Source organism: Candidatus Omnitrophota bacterium (assembly GCA_018830005.1).
Lineage (GTDB): Bacteria > Omnitrophota > Gorgyraeia > JAHJTE01 > JAHJTE01 > JAHJTE01.
In genome coordinates this window covers 285086-302651 of sequence record JAHJTE010000003.1, presented here as the reverse complement: position 1 = coordinate 302651, position 17566 = coordinate 285086, and the positions used below count along the sequence as shown (strand labels likewise).

Sequence of the window (17566 nt, the reverse complement as noted above, 5' to 3'; positions counted from 1 at the left end):
TATTTAGATGTAGGATGGGATATTGCCTGTCGTCTACTTGGCATTGGAGAGCCTGGCAATAATATACTTAATGCAGCAATCAAAGAATATCACGCTACAGGTTCAATAGATGCATTTCCTGATCCAAATGCAGTGGACGCAAATACTATACTTAGAGATAAATATGAGAGAGGTCAATTACAACAGGCCCTCTCAATAGCTGATTTAACTGAGAGAGAAATAATTGTTCTAGAGGCATATCTGGCAGGTAGAAAATATCGGGAAATTATAGAGCAAATTGATATCAATACCTCAGAAGGAGTACGGCAGATTAGAAATAAAGCAAGGAAAAGAGTCCTAATTTCACTCTATGGAAGGAGATGGTTTAATGCCTTTTCTGAAAATGAAGAGAAAGCTCGTATGCTCAAGAGGTCAATCAGAGAAGAGGCTCTGCGGTGGGCATCAATTATCATAAATGACGCTCAAGAAGATTTAGTGCCAATCGAAGGTTATTTTAATACAAGTTTATATTTAGGTAAAGGTCTCTTTATTGGAGTACCAGAATATCTTCAAGGCAGGCATATTCGCATTATTGCTGAGGAGAGGGATACTAACTACTTAATGGTGAGATTTCTTGATCCGAAGACAGAAGAGATATTATATCGTCAATACTATATTATTGAAAGGAAAGCTAAGAAACAAGTAAAATTGCGTTGTTTTCTGCCAGGTAAAAGTCCTAGAATCTGGGAGACTGGAGAAGAATATCGTAGCCGAATTAAGGCAAGGAGAGCTGTTTTTGAATGGTTTAAAGGAAAACGAACAAAACCCTGTCTTGAAGATGTGCCTGGAGTAATAGGTGTTTGGTGTAGTATCCCTCTTTTTGAATGGAAGGGCTCTATGAAATTCCTGCGTGGATATAAGCGCTATTTGTTTGCAGATGTTGTTTATAGGCCTTTGTATAGCGATAAGGCTAGAGTAATCTTTGGAGTTTATCTTAGGAAAGATTATTCCCTTGCAGGAACCTGTATAAGAAGAGGAACTAAGATAGGCGAAAATGAAGTTGAATTTAGGGGAGAAGGAGAAATTACAGTCTTCAACAGGAGAGATACTACATATAGAAATAAATATGGCAGAGATGGGCCCTCAAGAAAAACTAAGGCCCTTGTCAAATCTTCACCTGGTTCCAAAGCAACAAAATCCAAAAATACCCAACGTCTTGGTCTGGTTGTTAAATCGCCATTAATATTATCTTTGCTTTTATTGACGTGTTTATTTAGTTTTGAAATCAGCCATACGCAGGGAATACTTACAGACACACTGCAGCCCCAGGCACCACCAGCATTAGTTATCGGTCAATTCTTCTCATCGGTAACAAATTACCTCTCGCAAGTTCTTCCTTTCTTCTCAAATATCAACCATCAAGCATCAATCATTTTCTCACTTAATCCTGATATTCAGTCTTTTGTTTCTGGTTATTTTTCCAGCCAACAGGTGTTTCTTGCTGGGGTGCTTGCTAGTTTAAATGCTAAGAAAGGTATGAGAAATTCCCTACAGACCTTAAGAGCAGCAATAAAGGCAAACCCCGCATTGGAATGGGGTTATGGAGATATAAGAACAGAGGCAAGACTTAAGGCAACTCAGCCTGGAAATGCTAATGGTAAAATATATATTGACGTCTATCCTTTTCAAGATAATAAAGCCTTGGCACATTCTAATGGCAATGGTTCATATGGGCGCATTACTGGTATGTTTGTAAATATTGAAGGCAAAGAAGCCAGTTCATTTTTAGTCTCTGATATTAAGACTAATGGATATAGAAGGAGTGATTCTAAGGCTGTTGCTGAAGTAGAGGCATCTTGGCAAATAGCAACATTGCTAAATTTGAAAGCTATCTTAGAGCAGAAGTTTAAAATAAACAGCTTATATTTTAAGCCCAATGTTTTAGATGAGATTAATGGTAATGGCAACGCTCAAAAGATGAGACATCCCCTTGCGCATTACTTAAAGGGTGCATGCTTTAGACGGCTAAATTTACATTCAGCACTTCATCCGAATAGCAGCTGGACTTATGATGGTTTGGTATGTCGCATAGACAACAAAACCATTCAGGCACAGATCTTACTTAGGCGTTATAAAAGAGACGCTGATGAGCAGGCATTAGAGGAGTTGGGTAATTTATATCTTAGAGACGCAGAAGGATTTATTTATTTTAAATTCGGGTATAAGTTGGTTCAAAGTAGAATATACTCCTTAGGAATAACCCAGGGGAGATTTGAGGACTTTATACGTGAGGCCTTAAGATTAGTAGCATTTAAATATTTTGATTACAGCAAAGGCAAAAGTTTCATTGATTATGCAAGGTATCAGACTCTAGGGCAAGTATATGATTTTCTAGGATTTACTCCTTATAGAGAGCTCAATCTAAAAAGAGCTGTTATAAAACTTAAAGTAATGCTGGGCTTAGAGGAAGGCTTAGAAGAACCAACGCAATTAGAAATCATGGATTATCTGAGAGTGGACGCTAAGACCGCTTCTGGACTACTTAGGCTTTCAGATGTTTCCTCCTGTATAGCCTCTTCCAATATAAAGCGATATTACAGAACAGGCGATATAGACGAAGTTCAAGATCCTAGTGCTAAAGATCCATGGGCTAGTCTTCAAGTTATGCAGCGTGAGGGAAAATTAGCAGAGATTTTATCAAAGGCCAAACTTACGGAACTTCAAAGATGTGCCCTTTCTAAGAAGCTAGAGTCTAAAGATAATAGCCTTGTTGAGATTGGAAGAGAAATGGGTGGTCGTAGCCGCGAAGATATCCGGATACTTATAGAGAAGGCAATAGATAGAGTTGCAAGATATCTTTATGGGGAAGACGGGTATAGTGAATTTTTAAGTAGAAGAGAGAAAGAAAAACAAGCCAGAAAAATCAAAAAGGCACTCAGGAAAAGATTCACTAAACAATTATGGGCCTTCATCTTAGGAGGTGCTAAAGTAGAACAGCCAGAACCAATCGAGGACATTTTTAATTCTGACATAAAAATAAATGATAATTTTAGACTTGAAATACCAGAGCACTCAAGAGGCCAAAAGATAAGGATTGCTGCGGGCCAGAGAGGCAGAGACTGGTTTATATTAAGATTCTATAGATTAAGTACAAGGGGAGCAGAGTTAGCATATCAGCGCTACTATAGAATTAGACGCAACGGCTCTGAAATTTCAGTGAAAAATGGTACTGATCGACCACGAGTTTATGAAAGCCCTCAAGAATATATTATGCGCATAGAGCTTGGGTCTAGATGCAGTAAGTGGTTTAAGAGTATACGTCGAAGACCTTATCCACGGCTTGTTCCGGCTCGGGTGGATGCCTTAGGAAACATATATATGATTTTTGCTGGCAAGGTCCTGGGCGGCTATCTGCCTTATGCACTGCAAGAAGTATATTGGGGGGTATTAAAGAGCAGCAATAATGAAGTAATTGTTGGTGTGTATTTAAGAGAGGGTAAAAAAATCAGAGAAAAAATTGGTGAAAATAAACTAGTCCTTGATAATGAAGGCAATGTTGCCTCTGTATCGCATCTTCTAACTGAACAAGGCCTAGAGCTAGAATTGCCTGATTCAGATGCATGGCCTTATAGAATTGCGCAAAACACACTAAAGCACGCACGGGATATTATTGGCAAATACAGACCTGACATTATAGAAAGATATACTAACTTTAAGAATCTGTCGATTCAGGAACAGGCGGCTTTAAGATACGACGTCTGCAGAATAACCAAGCGTTGCTTTGATAATTGGAGACTTTCTGGTGCCAGGGATCAGAGGACTAACCTTGAATACAATTCTCACATTGGTGTTCTTATTGATTTATTCCCTGAACTTAACTTAACTAGATTTGATTTTCCTTTGGACTGGTCAACTCTTGAGAAATCCATAGAGAATGCGAGACATTTTCTTGGCAAATATAGGCCGGATATTATAGATAGATATGATAATCTGAAGAACTTATCAGATAGAGAAAAAGAGGTCTTAAAGACCAGTATCCTGTATATAACAGGAGGCCATTTCCTAATTTGGGAATTAGCTAGCGTGATGGATAAAGATACTGTCTCTTGCTTTAATGGTTCCTACATAGATGCCTTAGTAGCAGTATTTTATAAATTAGGTTTAACCAGGAAAGATTTCGAGGATTTTAGAAGAAATAATTGGATTAAAAGATATGGATGGAAAGATGGAATTGCGCAAGGCATAGGCAATGTTCGGGAGGTACTCAGTAGGGAAACACCTCATATCATTGAAGCTTATGATAATCTTAGCAGACTCTCAGAAGAAGAGAAGAGTATATTAATGCAGTGGATCTACCAAATTAGCAGCGCCCACTTTGAGGTCTTAGGATTAAGCAGTGCAAGAGATGACAGAAAAGCACCATATTTTTGCGGTTCTCACATTGATTGCCTTATTAAGGTTTTCTCAGGGCTTCCTTTGGACAGGGACAAGTTCAACCCCAGGCCTTTACCTGCTTCTAAAGAAACGCAAACTACAAATCCCAAGCAGCTTATTAGCCTTGCTAAATTGGCATTAATATTGTGTACGGTTTTAGTGGCGTGGTTATTTAGCTTTGAGACTGGCCATACGCAGGAAATACTTACAGACATACTGCAGCCGCAGGCACCGCCACTTTATCTAGTCAATACCATAGTTCATAGTTTTGTTCCCTTATCTTTCATCTCTTACCTTACGCCTACCCTATCTATTCTCTCTAGTCTTAAGGACGTAGATTTATTATTAAGCAGATTATTAGACAGCTTGCCGCTGGCGCTAAGTCCTGCTATGAAAGGATTTTTGCAACATATCTCTCCTTATCTAGGCGCTTGGGCTATTCTTAACCTGCTATTTGCAGTATATGATACTTTCTCTGCATCTGATAAAAAAGCAGGCCAACGATTTTCAATACGTTTATTCCTAAAGAATTTTGGCAGATTAATTTCAACACACTTCAGCATATGTTTTGTTACCGCTGTTATAATTTCGGGTGTGATGTTTAATTTTTTCCCTTTATCTATTTTTGAAAATATATTACTCATAGCATTTGGGTTAGCATGTATTGCAATAGTTGTATGTGGAATACGTCAACCAATTTTAGAGAAACGCAGGCATAATCCAGAGTACCGAGCTAAGAAAATATTTGAAGATATATTTGGTGAGATACCTGAGTCAGAAAAGACGATTCTTGTATTGAAAAAAATCTATAAATATATAGATGGGGCAAATCAGCATATCCAAGACTTAAGAAAAGAGACTTTTATTAAAAAGAAACGTATCTTTCCTAAAGAATATGATTGGATAGGAGCCTTAAGGCAGAGCTTCAAACTAATCAGAAAACATAAAATAAGCAAGAAAATAAATAAGGTAGCAAAGCAAAAACCATCTGTTTCTGAAATAGTTACTGACCTAAAGAGTTCGCTTAAGCAATTAAAGAGCTTTATTAGTAAGAATACGCATGTGCGTGAAGGAGAGGTAGACCTTAAATTAAATGAACTTGAAGGCCTGCTAAAGGATCTCTTGATCCGCTTAACTGAGTATGCAATTTATCTGAGAACAGGAAAGTGGCAGTCATTTGCCGGCGTCTTTGATGAAAAGACAGATACGAATTCTACAAGCATGGACCGGCTACTTGTATCTGGGGTAGAGGAAAAACGCATTGCTTCAGTAAATGAAGTAGATTTGCATATACACTCAAGCTTTGACAACGGTGATTTGAGCCCTATAGATATTGTTAGCCAAGCCTTGAAAAAGGGATTAAAAGCCATCGCTATTGTTGACCATCTCAAGGACGGATTTAGTTTTACTGCTTTTAGAGAAGCTCTAAAAGCAGTAAAAGGCACGAGTCTGGAAATTATACCAGGCCTTGAAATCAGAACCAAGGATCAAGATTCTATGAGAGATATGCTAGTTTATTTTCCTGATTTGCAAGAATTTAAAGAGAATATGCAAGATTTAATTCAGACACAACCTAAGCGTTATTCATCTGTCCAAGAAGTAATAGATTGGGCCCATAGATTTGGTGGTGTTGTTATTTATGCGCATCCGGGAGCTTTCGGCAAGAAGAAGGAAGATGCTAGCGATGAAAAAATATTTGAATTATTTAAGAGGGGGCTTGACGGTCTGGAAATTGACCATAAATTGTACAGAACCAGAGACAGAATTCATCTTCTGGCTCTTATAGAGAAGTGGAACGAAGAACATCCTAATGACCAGAAGACATATACCATTGGCAGTGATTATCGCAGCAGTATATATAAAGGATACCCATGTGAAATAGGCGTTGGTTGGACCGGTAGAAAAGGTCATCCCAATGTCCGACATTACAGCTATGAAGAAATAATACCACCTTTAAAAAATAAGTCAAAACATAAAGATGGCAACAGGGGTTTCATCACTCTCGGCAGCCTGTTTTTGATAATTGCTGTAGGTCTTATCTTAGTGCCTACTATCTGGAATCTTGTATTTGATATCCTGCCTAACTGGGACACAAGTAGCACTGGGGTTGTTTTTCTAGCGGCGATGAATGATAATCGCCAGAAGATTTCACCTCGACAGCTACCACGTAATTTATTAGAAACTTACGACGTACCCCCTAATCATATCCGAAGCATTCTTAACAAAGGTGTTGTTAAAACCGTCTTGCCAAAATTTTCGCCAAAAGAAGAGGTACGGATATTGGATTTGGCAAACCTTACGGATATGAGTTTTGATATTAGCGGATTCAGACTAATATTCTATTATTATGATAGGTCAGAGCGTCAAGATAATTTATTGAATAAGGTAGATGCTGTGTCCGGCTTAGGCCAGGAATCAATATTAGTCATATACATGCCTTGCCTGGATAAGATTCACTTTAAAAATTTAAGAAGAGTATCAATTTATCCTGAGATTGTTGAGGACTTAGCAATATATGAGAGAAAGTCAACCAATAATAGAGTTATGCCGAGTCTTCCTTTTACCAGAGAAGCCAAGAGGCAAAACTATGATCAGGCCTTGGCTATGCTTAAAGATATAAATAGTCTGCATCGTTTAAAGGCAATACTTTTAGCCTTAGCTATTGATGGAGGTTTTCAAGCCCTTGCTTATAGATACTGTAAGGCATTTCTCTCAGAGATTTTAGGTAAAGGTAATAATGAGACAAGGAAGGAGTTAAGAGATTATATACAAATGCTGCTTGGTAATAAGTCTTTAGTAATTAATAAGGTGTTTAGAATAGTAGCGATTACCCAAATTAAAAAACTCGATAATGACTTAATACATGGGTTGATATTGTCTTTCTGGTTAACTATAGGGATTGTCGATTTATTCTCTAGCGCATCAGGCCAGGCGCAGACTTTGAATTTAGCCGGCCCAGGGAGTTTTCATACTGCTCTGATTATAATTGCTTTAGAGCTATTGGTCTTTACCTGCATTGCTGTTTGTACTCATAGAAGTCTTGATGACTCTCAAAAAGTAATCTTAGTGGTTGATAATACTGAAATTATGCTTGATAAAGAAAAGGACAGAGAGTTTGTTGGTATAGGTGGGACTGGCTTAGGGAGGACTTATGATGCAATTGCAGATGTTACAATGCCGTTAGCCACGGATAAATACTTAATAGACGATCAAGAACCTTTTAGGTTCTCCGTAGGGCCATGTGTGTTCGTTATTATTCATAATCATAAGAATAAGAGGACATATCCTATCCATAAAAGGAGGGTAGAATTAGACGAGGCAATTAGATTGATAGATATTGCATATGAGGATATGGGCAACGGCGAGGAAATAGAAGTTCATGCTGGCGGCTTGGCATTATTCGATGATTTCCAATTAGAACACAATAGGCAATTATTTGCATTTCGAGGAAGAATAATTAATCATTTAGCCAGTAAGGGCTATAAAAATATAAGATTGTTATTTCCTTCTTTATGTACCACCTTTACCGACATCACCTTTGATACAAAAAATAGTAGCGCAGTGTACTGTTTTGGATTTTATAGTTACTCTGAAGATTTACAAACACCTTCACAACGGATTACAAATAAAAAATTAATAGAGATACAGAGCCAAAAAGCGACTCAGGACCTACCATCTCTAGACTCCTTACAGCCACTCGGGACAGACAGCCCATTAACCGCCGGCCTGGGTGGGATATTAATATCTAATAAGGCTTATGATCATATAAGGACAGCCATGCATCCATTACATTTAGTTCAGGTTCATGATATTAGCGATAGCGCAGAAGCGCTGGGAAAACAATTTGAATTTACAGATGTTAATAAATTGCTACTACTAAAGTGGCTGGATTTAAGATGGTTAGACAAAGTGTTCAAGAAGAGTCATCAGAATAATTTTGTCCTTATTGGCGGAGCTATAGAATATTGTTTACTTACAACATTTAAACATATTTCAAAAGCCTTTAATAGAATATTCTCTTCAGAGAAAGATATTTGCGAAATTCACATCCCATTTTATCTTGATATAAGCCGACCTTGGCCAGATTCATTGCTCTACTGTATACGTGATCTTGCATTTCAGAATAAAGGTATTGTGAAGAGGGCAGATCTAGAGTTGTTAGCACAAACAATCTCTAAAGATCAAAGAGAATATTTAGATAGGGAAGAGTTCAACCTTAAATATTCCTTCTATTTTGACGGCTCTACAAGGTTAAGAAATGGTTCTAATTGTGATTTTAAAGATGAGCAAATTCGGGTTTATTTCTGGAGTGATGTTAAAGCCATGTCCGCTTCAGGCCAATTTGATGCGTATTTGCGCAATAACACCCAAGCTGAGAGAAAGCGTAGTTCCATGCTTTTTGGCACAATGTTTTTAATGTTAGCTGTTGCGCTTTGCGCTTTGGGTCTTGCGCTTTTAGCCCAGAACTCAGAACTCATCCTTCGACTCGCTTCGCTCGTTTATGGTGAGTTCTGTCGAACCACTCAGGACTTCGTAGCACACAACACGCTAATCGCCGGCATGCTGGCTGGAGGAGTTAACCTTAAGCGATTAACCTGCCTAGCTGATACCAAACACACTCAAAAAGCAAACCCTTCCCTCAAACGCCTTATCCGAAATGCCCTAGCTGTAGCAGAGACAGATACTGTGAAGATGAAAGAACTTATCAAAATCTTAAAACTCTACCTGGGTGGTAGTAATTACCAGATAGATAGGTTTGTGAGGGCTAAGTTAAGAGAATTAAGTAAGGCATTCCCCGACTTTATAGAGGATATTCCTGAAAGGCTGCTGCCAACAGAAGAAGAACTTGAAGAATACAAGCGCAGGCTAAGAAATGATCATATAATCTTTATTGATACTCTAACCGGTGCAGAAGTTGGAGAGATATCTCTCCCTGGTGGTTTCAAGCGGCCTAAAAAGATGATAGAGGATAAGATAGATGAACTTATGGATGAGAAAGGTTACAATAATCTTTTAATAAACGGCGTGATTACAGATGAAGATGGAAAGATTCGGCTTTGGGATTACAATTCGAGTGTTTACTTTGCTTCGGCAAGGACAAGCCTAATGATAACCAGAGGTTTTGATAGTACGAAGTTGATTCGTAGCGCATCGATAATTGAGGACCAGGCATATATTAAACTATGTGCGACGGCAATAAATAATTTGCCAAAACAAATAGAGATTAAGCTTAAAAGCTTGAGCGGTTATCCAATTATTCTAAGGAATATCTTTTACAGAGAAAGACTTAACATAGATAAAAAAGGCAACATTAGAGGTAAAGCTAGAACAATATCAGCTGGAGAACTTGAAGAAATACTAACTGCATGCCTTGAAAGTGAGTTTGTTTATAATGAGATATTTGATATGCAAGGATCAATAATTGCAACATACCTTTATAAATTTCCGGAAGATATCAAATTAAGCGAGAATAGTGCAATTATCTCTACTGGCAATAACGGGCAATTCATCTTTGGCGCTAAAAGAAAGTACTATTTTACACACATTATTAATGGTCTAATCCTAGTTTTTAGTGAAGGATTGATCCCGAAAGAGACTATTGAGATAAGTAATTTAAGCGTATCTGGCAGAAGGCGTGCGGCAGTTTATCTACAGAAGAATTTAGGCGAGCAAGATAATCTAATCTGGAGAGATGAAGGCATTGAATGGAGCGAAGTATTTAAAGAGCTTGACGATGGCAGTATTATTAGAGCCAAGAATTTAGAGGTTAAAAAGCCTGCCAGGATACATTTTAATTATGAAATGTATAATTTAGATAGCAATAAATTCAAATATGGAGATTCTGCAGTAGCTTGGTTTGTAAAGTCAAATGGCAGATTATTACTTTTATATTATATGAAGCTTGAAGATTATGAAGCATGTCATTTTGATGCTTATGTAGGAGAGTATGTATCAGCTTGTAGCGGAGGCAATGTATTTGAGACATTTTATCATCGTTTCCCGACGCCTGCTCAGATACAGACAATGTTTAAACAATACAATACAGATGAACTTAGAATTGAAAATCGCCTTACTACTTTGGAAGGAACATTGAAAATATGTACATCGAAAGGAAGTGGGGATTATATTGATTATTGGATTGGGCTTAAAAAAGAACCATTAGCTGTTTGGATGGATAAATATAGCGGTCTACCACAATTAGCTATGAGATTAAAAGACTTAAGAGCTGCCAATTATGATGCGACAGCATACAAGTTAAGTGTTAAAGAAGGCAGGGGTCTTGTCCAAAAGGTAACCTTGAAAGAGTTCTTAGTTGAAGAGATTCCTTTAGCCAAGCATGTCAGATTAGAGCTAAAGCGAAGAGGGGAATTATTAGGAAGGTTGTTAGTCTCACCTATAGAGGAAGTCTTAAGTAAATACCCCCACTTAATAAAGGTGGCCTTGGATTTGTTCACCCCATTAGGAAGGATTGATGATATTGGCGATATAGGAACTTTATCTAATAACCTTAAAGAGAGATTGGGTCCGCTTGATTCACTTAGAGGAGTTAATGATTTAGGTAGGATTCGGGAAATTTTTAACAGGCTCAGTGAGGATTTAGGTTGTGAGTCAATTTCGATATTGAAAGAAGTCTATGGGGCAGAAAAAGACTTATCAATCAAGCTTATAATATTCATACTCTTGCGTAACCAGCTAGACTTACTTAAATTTGGCAATCATTCAGATGAAATTGTCAATTTAAGAATAGATATGCATGAGGCCATAGAGAGTGAAATTAATAATATTAAGATATTATTAGAAAAGGTAGTAGACTACAGAGAAGTTGTTGACTTGATAATTAGATATAGTCAATTAATGATGGCAGAACAAATAGACATAGAGTTTCGTAAGGGCTTATTTAACTATAGAAATAGCAAAGAGATAGAGGAAATAGGATCTGCAATTTGCGATAAGACCCTAGAATATACTGCCTCTTCGAAAAAGGAAATATTAGAAATTTATTATCAATTAATACCAGACTCAGATTGGGATAGGAGAGTTGCAAATTTAACTAAATTAATCTTTGAGCTTAGGGATGCAACAACATTAGACAGCATTGAAGTACTAGCAGAGAGTTTTAATAAGGTCATTGATAGAGATTTGCTTTGGCTGCCCATCTTGGCTAGTCTTTGCGAAGAAGAAAAAGACCTACAGACAAAACTTGTTATATTTTCATCTTTAGAAAATCGATTGCTGTTAGCTAGCTCTGACGTCAAAAAAGAAGGACATAATCAGACTAGGTTCGAACGAATGTTTTCGTGCCTGATAGAGAAGAAATTTGTTGAGGTCAATTCTTTATTAGCAAATGCAAATTCTTGGAATAAGGTTTTAGCTCTGACTGCAAAATATATGTATTTGAAAAGAGTAGTAGATATTAATATTAGCTTGTTAAAAGGAGATATCTATCTACCTAATATAGATCATTTACAAGAGATCGAGGCAGCTCTTCCAGAGAGGGCTTTTAAATACAATACAACAGACGGCATTAGAAAAATAATTAAAACATTCAGTAAAGAACTTTTCGTAGCAGTGGGAGAGAATAGTATAGTCAGGGCAAAAAGGCTTGAGAGGCGAATAGATGCATGTTTCTGGTTAGCAGCAAGAATAGAAATATACAATAAGAATAAAGTGCGCCATGCATTTATGGAATTACCATCTAAATGGCAGGCTATTTTCTACGTCAGGATAAAAGAAAGGGTTCCAATTGTGGTAACTGGTAGTTTATTTAATGCTACTTTTACATCGATTAGCAAAAGATTAGGTGAAACTATAAGAGGCTTGACATATGCAGAAAATATTACTCCTCAATTGAGGAGAGACTTTAAAGAGGTGTTAAGTGAAGTTTGTTCTGATTTAGACGATGATTACCTAAGGAATATTTACAGAGATTTTCTGTATGAGTATAAAGAAGAGCAGATAGATAGATTGTTTAAAGGGGCTAAAAAATATTTCACACCCAGACACAATTGTTTAGTAAATCAGGTAGTCAAAGAAGTACGTAGGCAAAGAAGATTATTGCTTGTAAGAATTAGACAGGTAGCACAAGGGCGAAACAGTAATACGCCGTTTGATAAGACCATGGCAGACCATTTGCTTAGACCTTTGGCAGAGTCCTGTAGCAGGAGTCTACTTGATTTTCGAACTGAAGATTTAAGGACTCTATATCTACGCTTTGCATTTAACTTTGAATATAAGGAATTAGCCCGTATTTTTGGTCTCAGTCAACGCGCAATAATGGATAGAATCAATCTGGTAGTGAGTAAGCTTATGAAGGATTCAGGATTTTTCAAGGATTCTGTAATAGAAGGCCTTAGTATTATCTTTAAGAGATTGGCCGAGAATGACGGATATAAGGCAGATGTTGAGAAGGCGTTAAATATAAGCTGTATTGAAATTCTAAGAAAGAGAGCTATGCAGATAGGCTATGAGTTACCATTAAGCAATGGTAATGGATATATGGGCAATGGTAATGGCAGAGGTGTAAGGCTTATAAAATATAGCCGTAGAGTCTTAAGACTCTTGGAAAAAACAAATAATGTTAGCAAGGTATCAGAAGGTTTTGGGCTTTCTGAGTTAGATTTGGCCCAAGAGGCTTTTGATGTTTATCAGCGAAATTTTGTCAGTCAGGGCTCAAATACGGTTGGTTCAAGGATAGTTATTTTGCAGCTCTTAGATAGACTCTACGATAAACTAAAAATTATAGAGCCTGTACAGGTTAGGCTCTGGAAACAAGGTTTATTAGGAGACATAGAATTACATTTGAAACAGATTGAAGCTATATTAAGAAAAGCAGATCCTACTGAATTCGAACGAGCTCTAAAAATAGTCGGGGAGGTAGAATTTACATTTAATTTAGCCAATGTATTAGATTACGGAACCATTCATAGGCTAGAGAATAGATTAGCCTTAATTAAGAAAGAGATTAGAAGAAAGAAGGGAACAATTCCAGCAGGAATAGAAAGCTTAAGAAGTGAAATAAAATATGATTTAAGCCGTGCCTTCGCCTTAGTTGATAATGGCTGCCTAAATGGCAACAGTTATAATTTATTCAAGATAATTCTAAAAGTAATTGCCAATAAAATCTTAACCTTAGGCAGATTAGAGGACGACTTTGATAGTTATCAGAGTAATCGTACGTATTATATTCCAGAATTACGACTGCTTGCTGCGTGTATACAGATTAATATGGCCAGGGAGAAGGGTTCCAATTTTGCTAGTTTGAGATTTAAGGATATGGATACCGCTACTATTCTGGAACCTTGCGCCATGGGGGTACTCAAAGCCAACGGCCAGATGTATAAGGAGTATGAAGACAGGACTTATTATGAGCTAGGGAAAGCATGGGCCGGAGGACATGTAGTTAGATACAAAGACCTTCCCAAAAAGGTAAAAGACCGGATAGACCCTGAGATAGCTAGGACACTAGAACAAGAGAATTTCTACTTTATATTAGGCACAACAGAACCAAACATCTGGTATTTTACCCAGGATATATTCTTAAATGCCGTTACAATTCACAAGGCAAAGGGCAAAGTCAAAGCAGGCGCCTATATACCCGTAACCTTATTAGGACTCTCGGTATCCGAGAAAGTCATAAACTACGAATTAAGCCACCTACAAGGCGCAAAAGAAGATAAAACCGAATCAGAAGCCCTGGCTAAAGAGGTCCAAGAGGCATGGCAGTCAGACCACATAGCTTCCCTCAAGCGCCTAACCTGTCTGGGAGACACCCAGCATACCCAAAAAGCAAACCCACCCCTCAAACACCTTATCCAAAACGCCCTAATTCAAGCCCAAAGAGACGACCGAATGAAGGAATTCATACCAATATTAAAATCATTCCTTGACGGCAGCAATTATGAGATAGATAGGTTTGCCAGGAAGATATTGTTAGGCTTAAAACCAAGATTTTACAGACAGCTGGCAGATGTCCAGCCTCGATCTTTAAGAGCAGGATTAACAAGAGAGGATCTGATTGAATTGGCCGAGGACGACAAGTTAGTCTTTATTGATGCAGAAACAGGGAAAAAATTAGGAAAGCTTCCTGCATTAAGAGCAGGTAACAAGTTCAAAAAATATCCTGAATCAAGAGACGAAATGATAAATAGGCTTATGGATGATGAAGGCCATAGCGGTTTATATGTCTTAGGCGTGACTGTAAATAGACATGGTAGACTACTAAGAGTCTTAGGCAAAAGTCCATCCGTACTATTTGCGCATGCCAAGACAGCTATATTGATTACTAAGAATTCAGCTGGAGAAAAATTGATTCGCAAAACTTTAATACTTGAAGACTGCTCTGAAGACTCTGAGTATATCGATAAATGTTTAAAAGCGGTTGAGGATTTAAGGGGGAAAGGAAACATCGCAACTAAATATCTAAAGGGCTATGCGCGTATCTTAGGTAATCTATGCGTCAATGAAAGATTTAGCCTAGATAGAGAAGGAAATGTTAAATGGAAGAACCAAACAATACAATTCAGTGAACTTAAGGGTCTGTTTCAGGATTACCTTAGGCAAGGAGAAATTTACAGCGAGATATTTGATATAGATGGAAACTTAATTTCCGTATATAGGGCTCAGTTCCCTAAGAACATAAAATTAACTAAAAATGTTGTAATAACATCTACTGATAACCAAGGCAGATTTAATTTTCCTTGCAATGAGCAATTGAGAAAAACTGGTACCGTCGATGATTTAATTCTGGTATTTAATGTAGATACAGCTCCCTTAGAGTTCATTGCCGTAAGCAATATAGATAAATTTGAAACAAGTCTAGAAAGCCATAGGCTTACATATTTGCAGAGAAACATTACAGAAGAAGATAAGTTAATATGTATTGGCGATAGAAAGACCGAAGTCTATAGAGAGCTTGATGACCATTCTGTAGTCAGGCATATGAACTTAAAGGCTAAGGAAAGAAAAGGAATGGTCGGAATATGGTTTAATTTCGTTTTTTATATCTTGGATAGAGATAAATTTGAAGAAGGCGATAGAATGGTTGCTTGGTTTGAAAAAGTAAATGGAGAATTTTGGCTATTATATTGCCAGAAACTTAAAGACTATTTAGTATTGCGGCCAGATATAGATGTATTTGAGTATGCTGTTACTTTTGATGAACATGGGAATGTTCTAAATAGCACCAAGAAAGGCTTTCCGAGTCCCGATGAGATAAAAGAGATGTTTAATAAATACGGCGCAAAGTATATCCGATCCGAAGGCGCATACACTAATTCAAGAGGGCATTTAAGAAGACAGCACCGCGTTGATGGCGTAGATTGCAATTTTCACCGCAATATCGGCATAAAGAATGAACCTTTGGCGCTTTGGTTTGATAAATTATCAGGCCTGCCTGTATTAGCAGTCAAGCTAAAGGACTTAAGAAGCGCAAATTTTAATACGACAGTATACAAATTAAGCGTCAAGGATAGCAAGGGGTTAGTAGAAGCGCAAAGGCTCAGGACTTTTCTAAAGGAAGATATTCTTTTGGCAATAACTATTAGGTTAGCCTTTGAGCGAAACGAAAGGATATTATTGAGACTTTCGAGCTATTCAATTAAAGAGGTTTTTAAGAAATACCCTAACTTGGCAACCATAATAGCAAATATTGATACTAATGAGCTGAGAAGGAGGATGTTAATTAGAAAGGTAAGAAGAGGTGATAAAGCGGCCTCAGCACAGTTTTGCGAAGAAAATGATCCACTTATTCGTTGGATAGTCAAAAGGTCTCCTGCCATTAAAGCGTTTCTAAAGTTTACTACTATGGAAGATATACTTCAGATGGGGAGATATTTTTTGCAATACATAATAACAGATGAAAGATATGCTTTTGATGCCGGTTTTAATTTTAGCTCATATGCTGTTCCAGCTTTACGAGGTTTGATTTTGAACGGATTAAAGGAGCAATATTCTCTAGACTTTAATGCTGAGGCGAGCTTTAAGAAAACAGACCGGTGGCAATCAAGAGCTTTTTGTTCGTTGTCTAAGTTTGAAGTAGAAAGAGCTTCGCTAGCCCGACATAACCAATTAGAAAGTATGCTAGATAGAGGAAATGATTCAATTGTAGCCAAGGCAAGAGAATGTTTAGCAGATTTATCTATTGAATTTCCTTATCGTGTTATGGCCTTTAACATGAAACTTGGCTTAGAAGACGATGTAGTTTATTCATACGGGGAAATCGCTGCTTACCTTTTTGGATTAGGCGTAAAAGGAGAAAATGGAGATCAATTTACAGGAGAGACTATCAGGTTGTGGTTTAACTTTGTGAAAGAAAAGCTGCTTATCAAATTATGCGGCAATGCACAAGCAAAGAAGACTATCGAAAAAGATAAAAAGCGGCGAGATAACAAGAAAGAAATAGCGCGGGAATGGGATAGCTATTTTAAGTCTAACATGAAGGGAGATCCGCCGTTGGGGCTATATATCTTAGTTGGCGTAGCAGGATACATTTGGATATCTAAAAACCTGCAAATAACTGATTATAAAGAACATGCTGGTGCAGAGGTGTTTGTGGATATTGATAAAAATGATATTAGCGAAGGATGTTGTGCTGTTAATGTTTTTAATGGTAGAGGCACGTCCATAGGTAGGCATTATGTTGAAGTCAAAAAAGGTAAGGTTATTAAATGTTTAGATATGCAAATCAGCCAGAGAATAGCTGATTTTAAAGAAAGGTTGAGAGTGAGGGATAAGTGGGCTAATTGGATGCAATTGCCTTTTGAAAGGAAACCTCCGGAAGAGGCACTGGTAAGGATTGTTTATAGTGGTGGCCGCCGAAGAGGTGCCGGCATAGCAGTGCCAGTTCCAAATAATAGTTCGGTACATATTTCGCTACCCCCTGAATTAATAGGCCAAGAACTCAAGGTAGAGGTAAAGGGAAGTGGTTTTAATTGGCACTTATGGAGAGTGGCTACTCTAAGAGATGTGGTAGTCGTGGGGGGCATAATCCGGAAAGACAATAATAAAGGAGGACTTATTCATAATAAACTTAATAATAACTTGTTAATTCTTAGTAGGCTTAATAAGGAAGAACGGAATAATATACTTGCTTTATTTGAGGATGAAGTTTTAGCTGTAAGGGGAAGGAGAAGCAAAGGTATAAAGGCCTTAGAAA

1 protein-coding gene (only partly in view) is annotated in these 17566 nt (G+C 37.5%); it reads left to right on the top strand.

Annotation, left to right across the window (positions count from 1 at the left end; all coding sequences use genetic code 11):
* Nucleotides 1-132 precede the first annotated feature (132 nt).
* A protein-coding gene (locus KJ593_08025; protein ID MBU2541830.1) for an LOG family protein crosses the window boundary here: on the top strand, nt 133-17566 show its 5' portion. It continues 13586 nt past the right edge of the window; only the first 17434 of its 31020 coding nucleotides appear in the window; its start codon is at nt 133-135; the stop codon falls past the right edge of the window.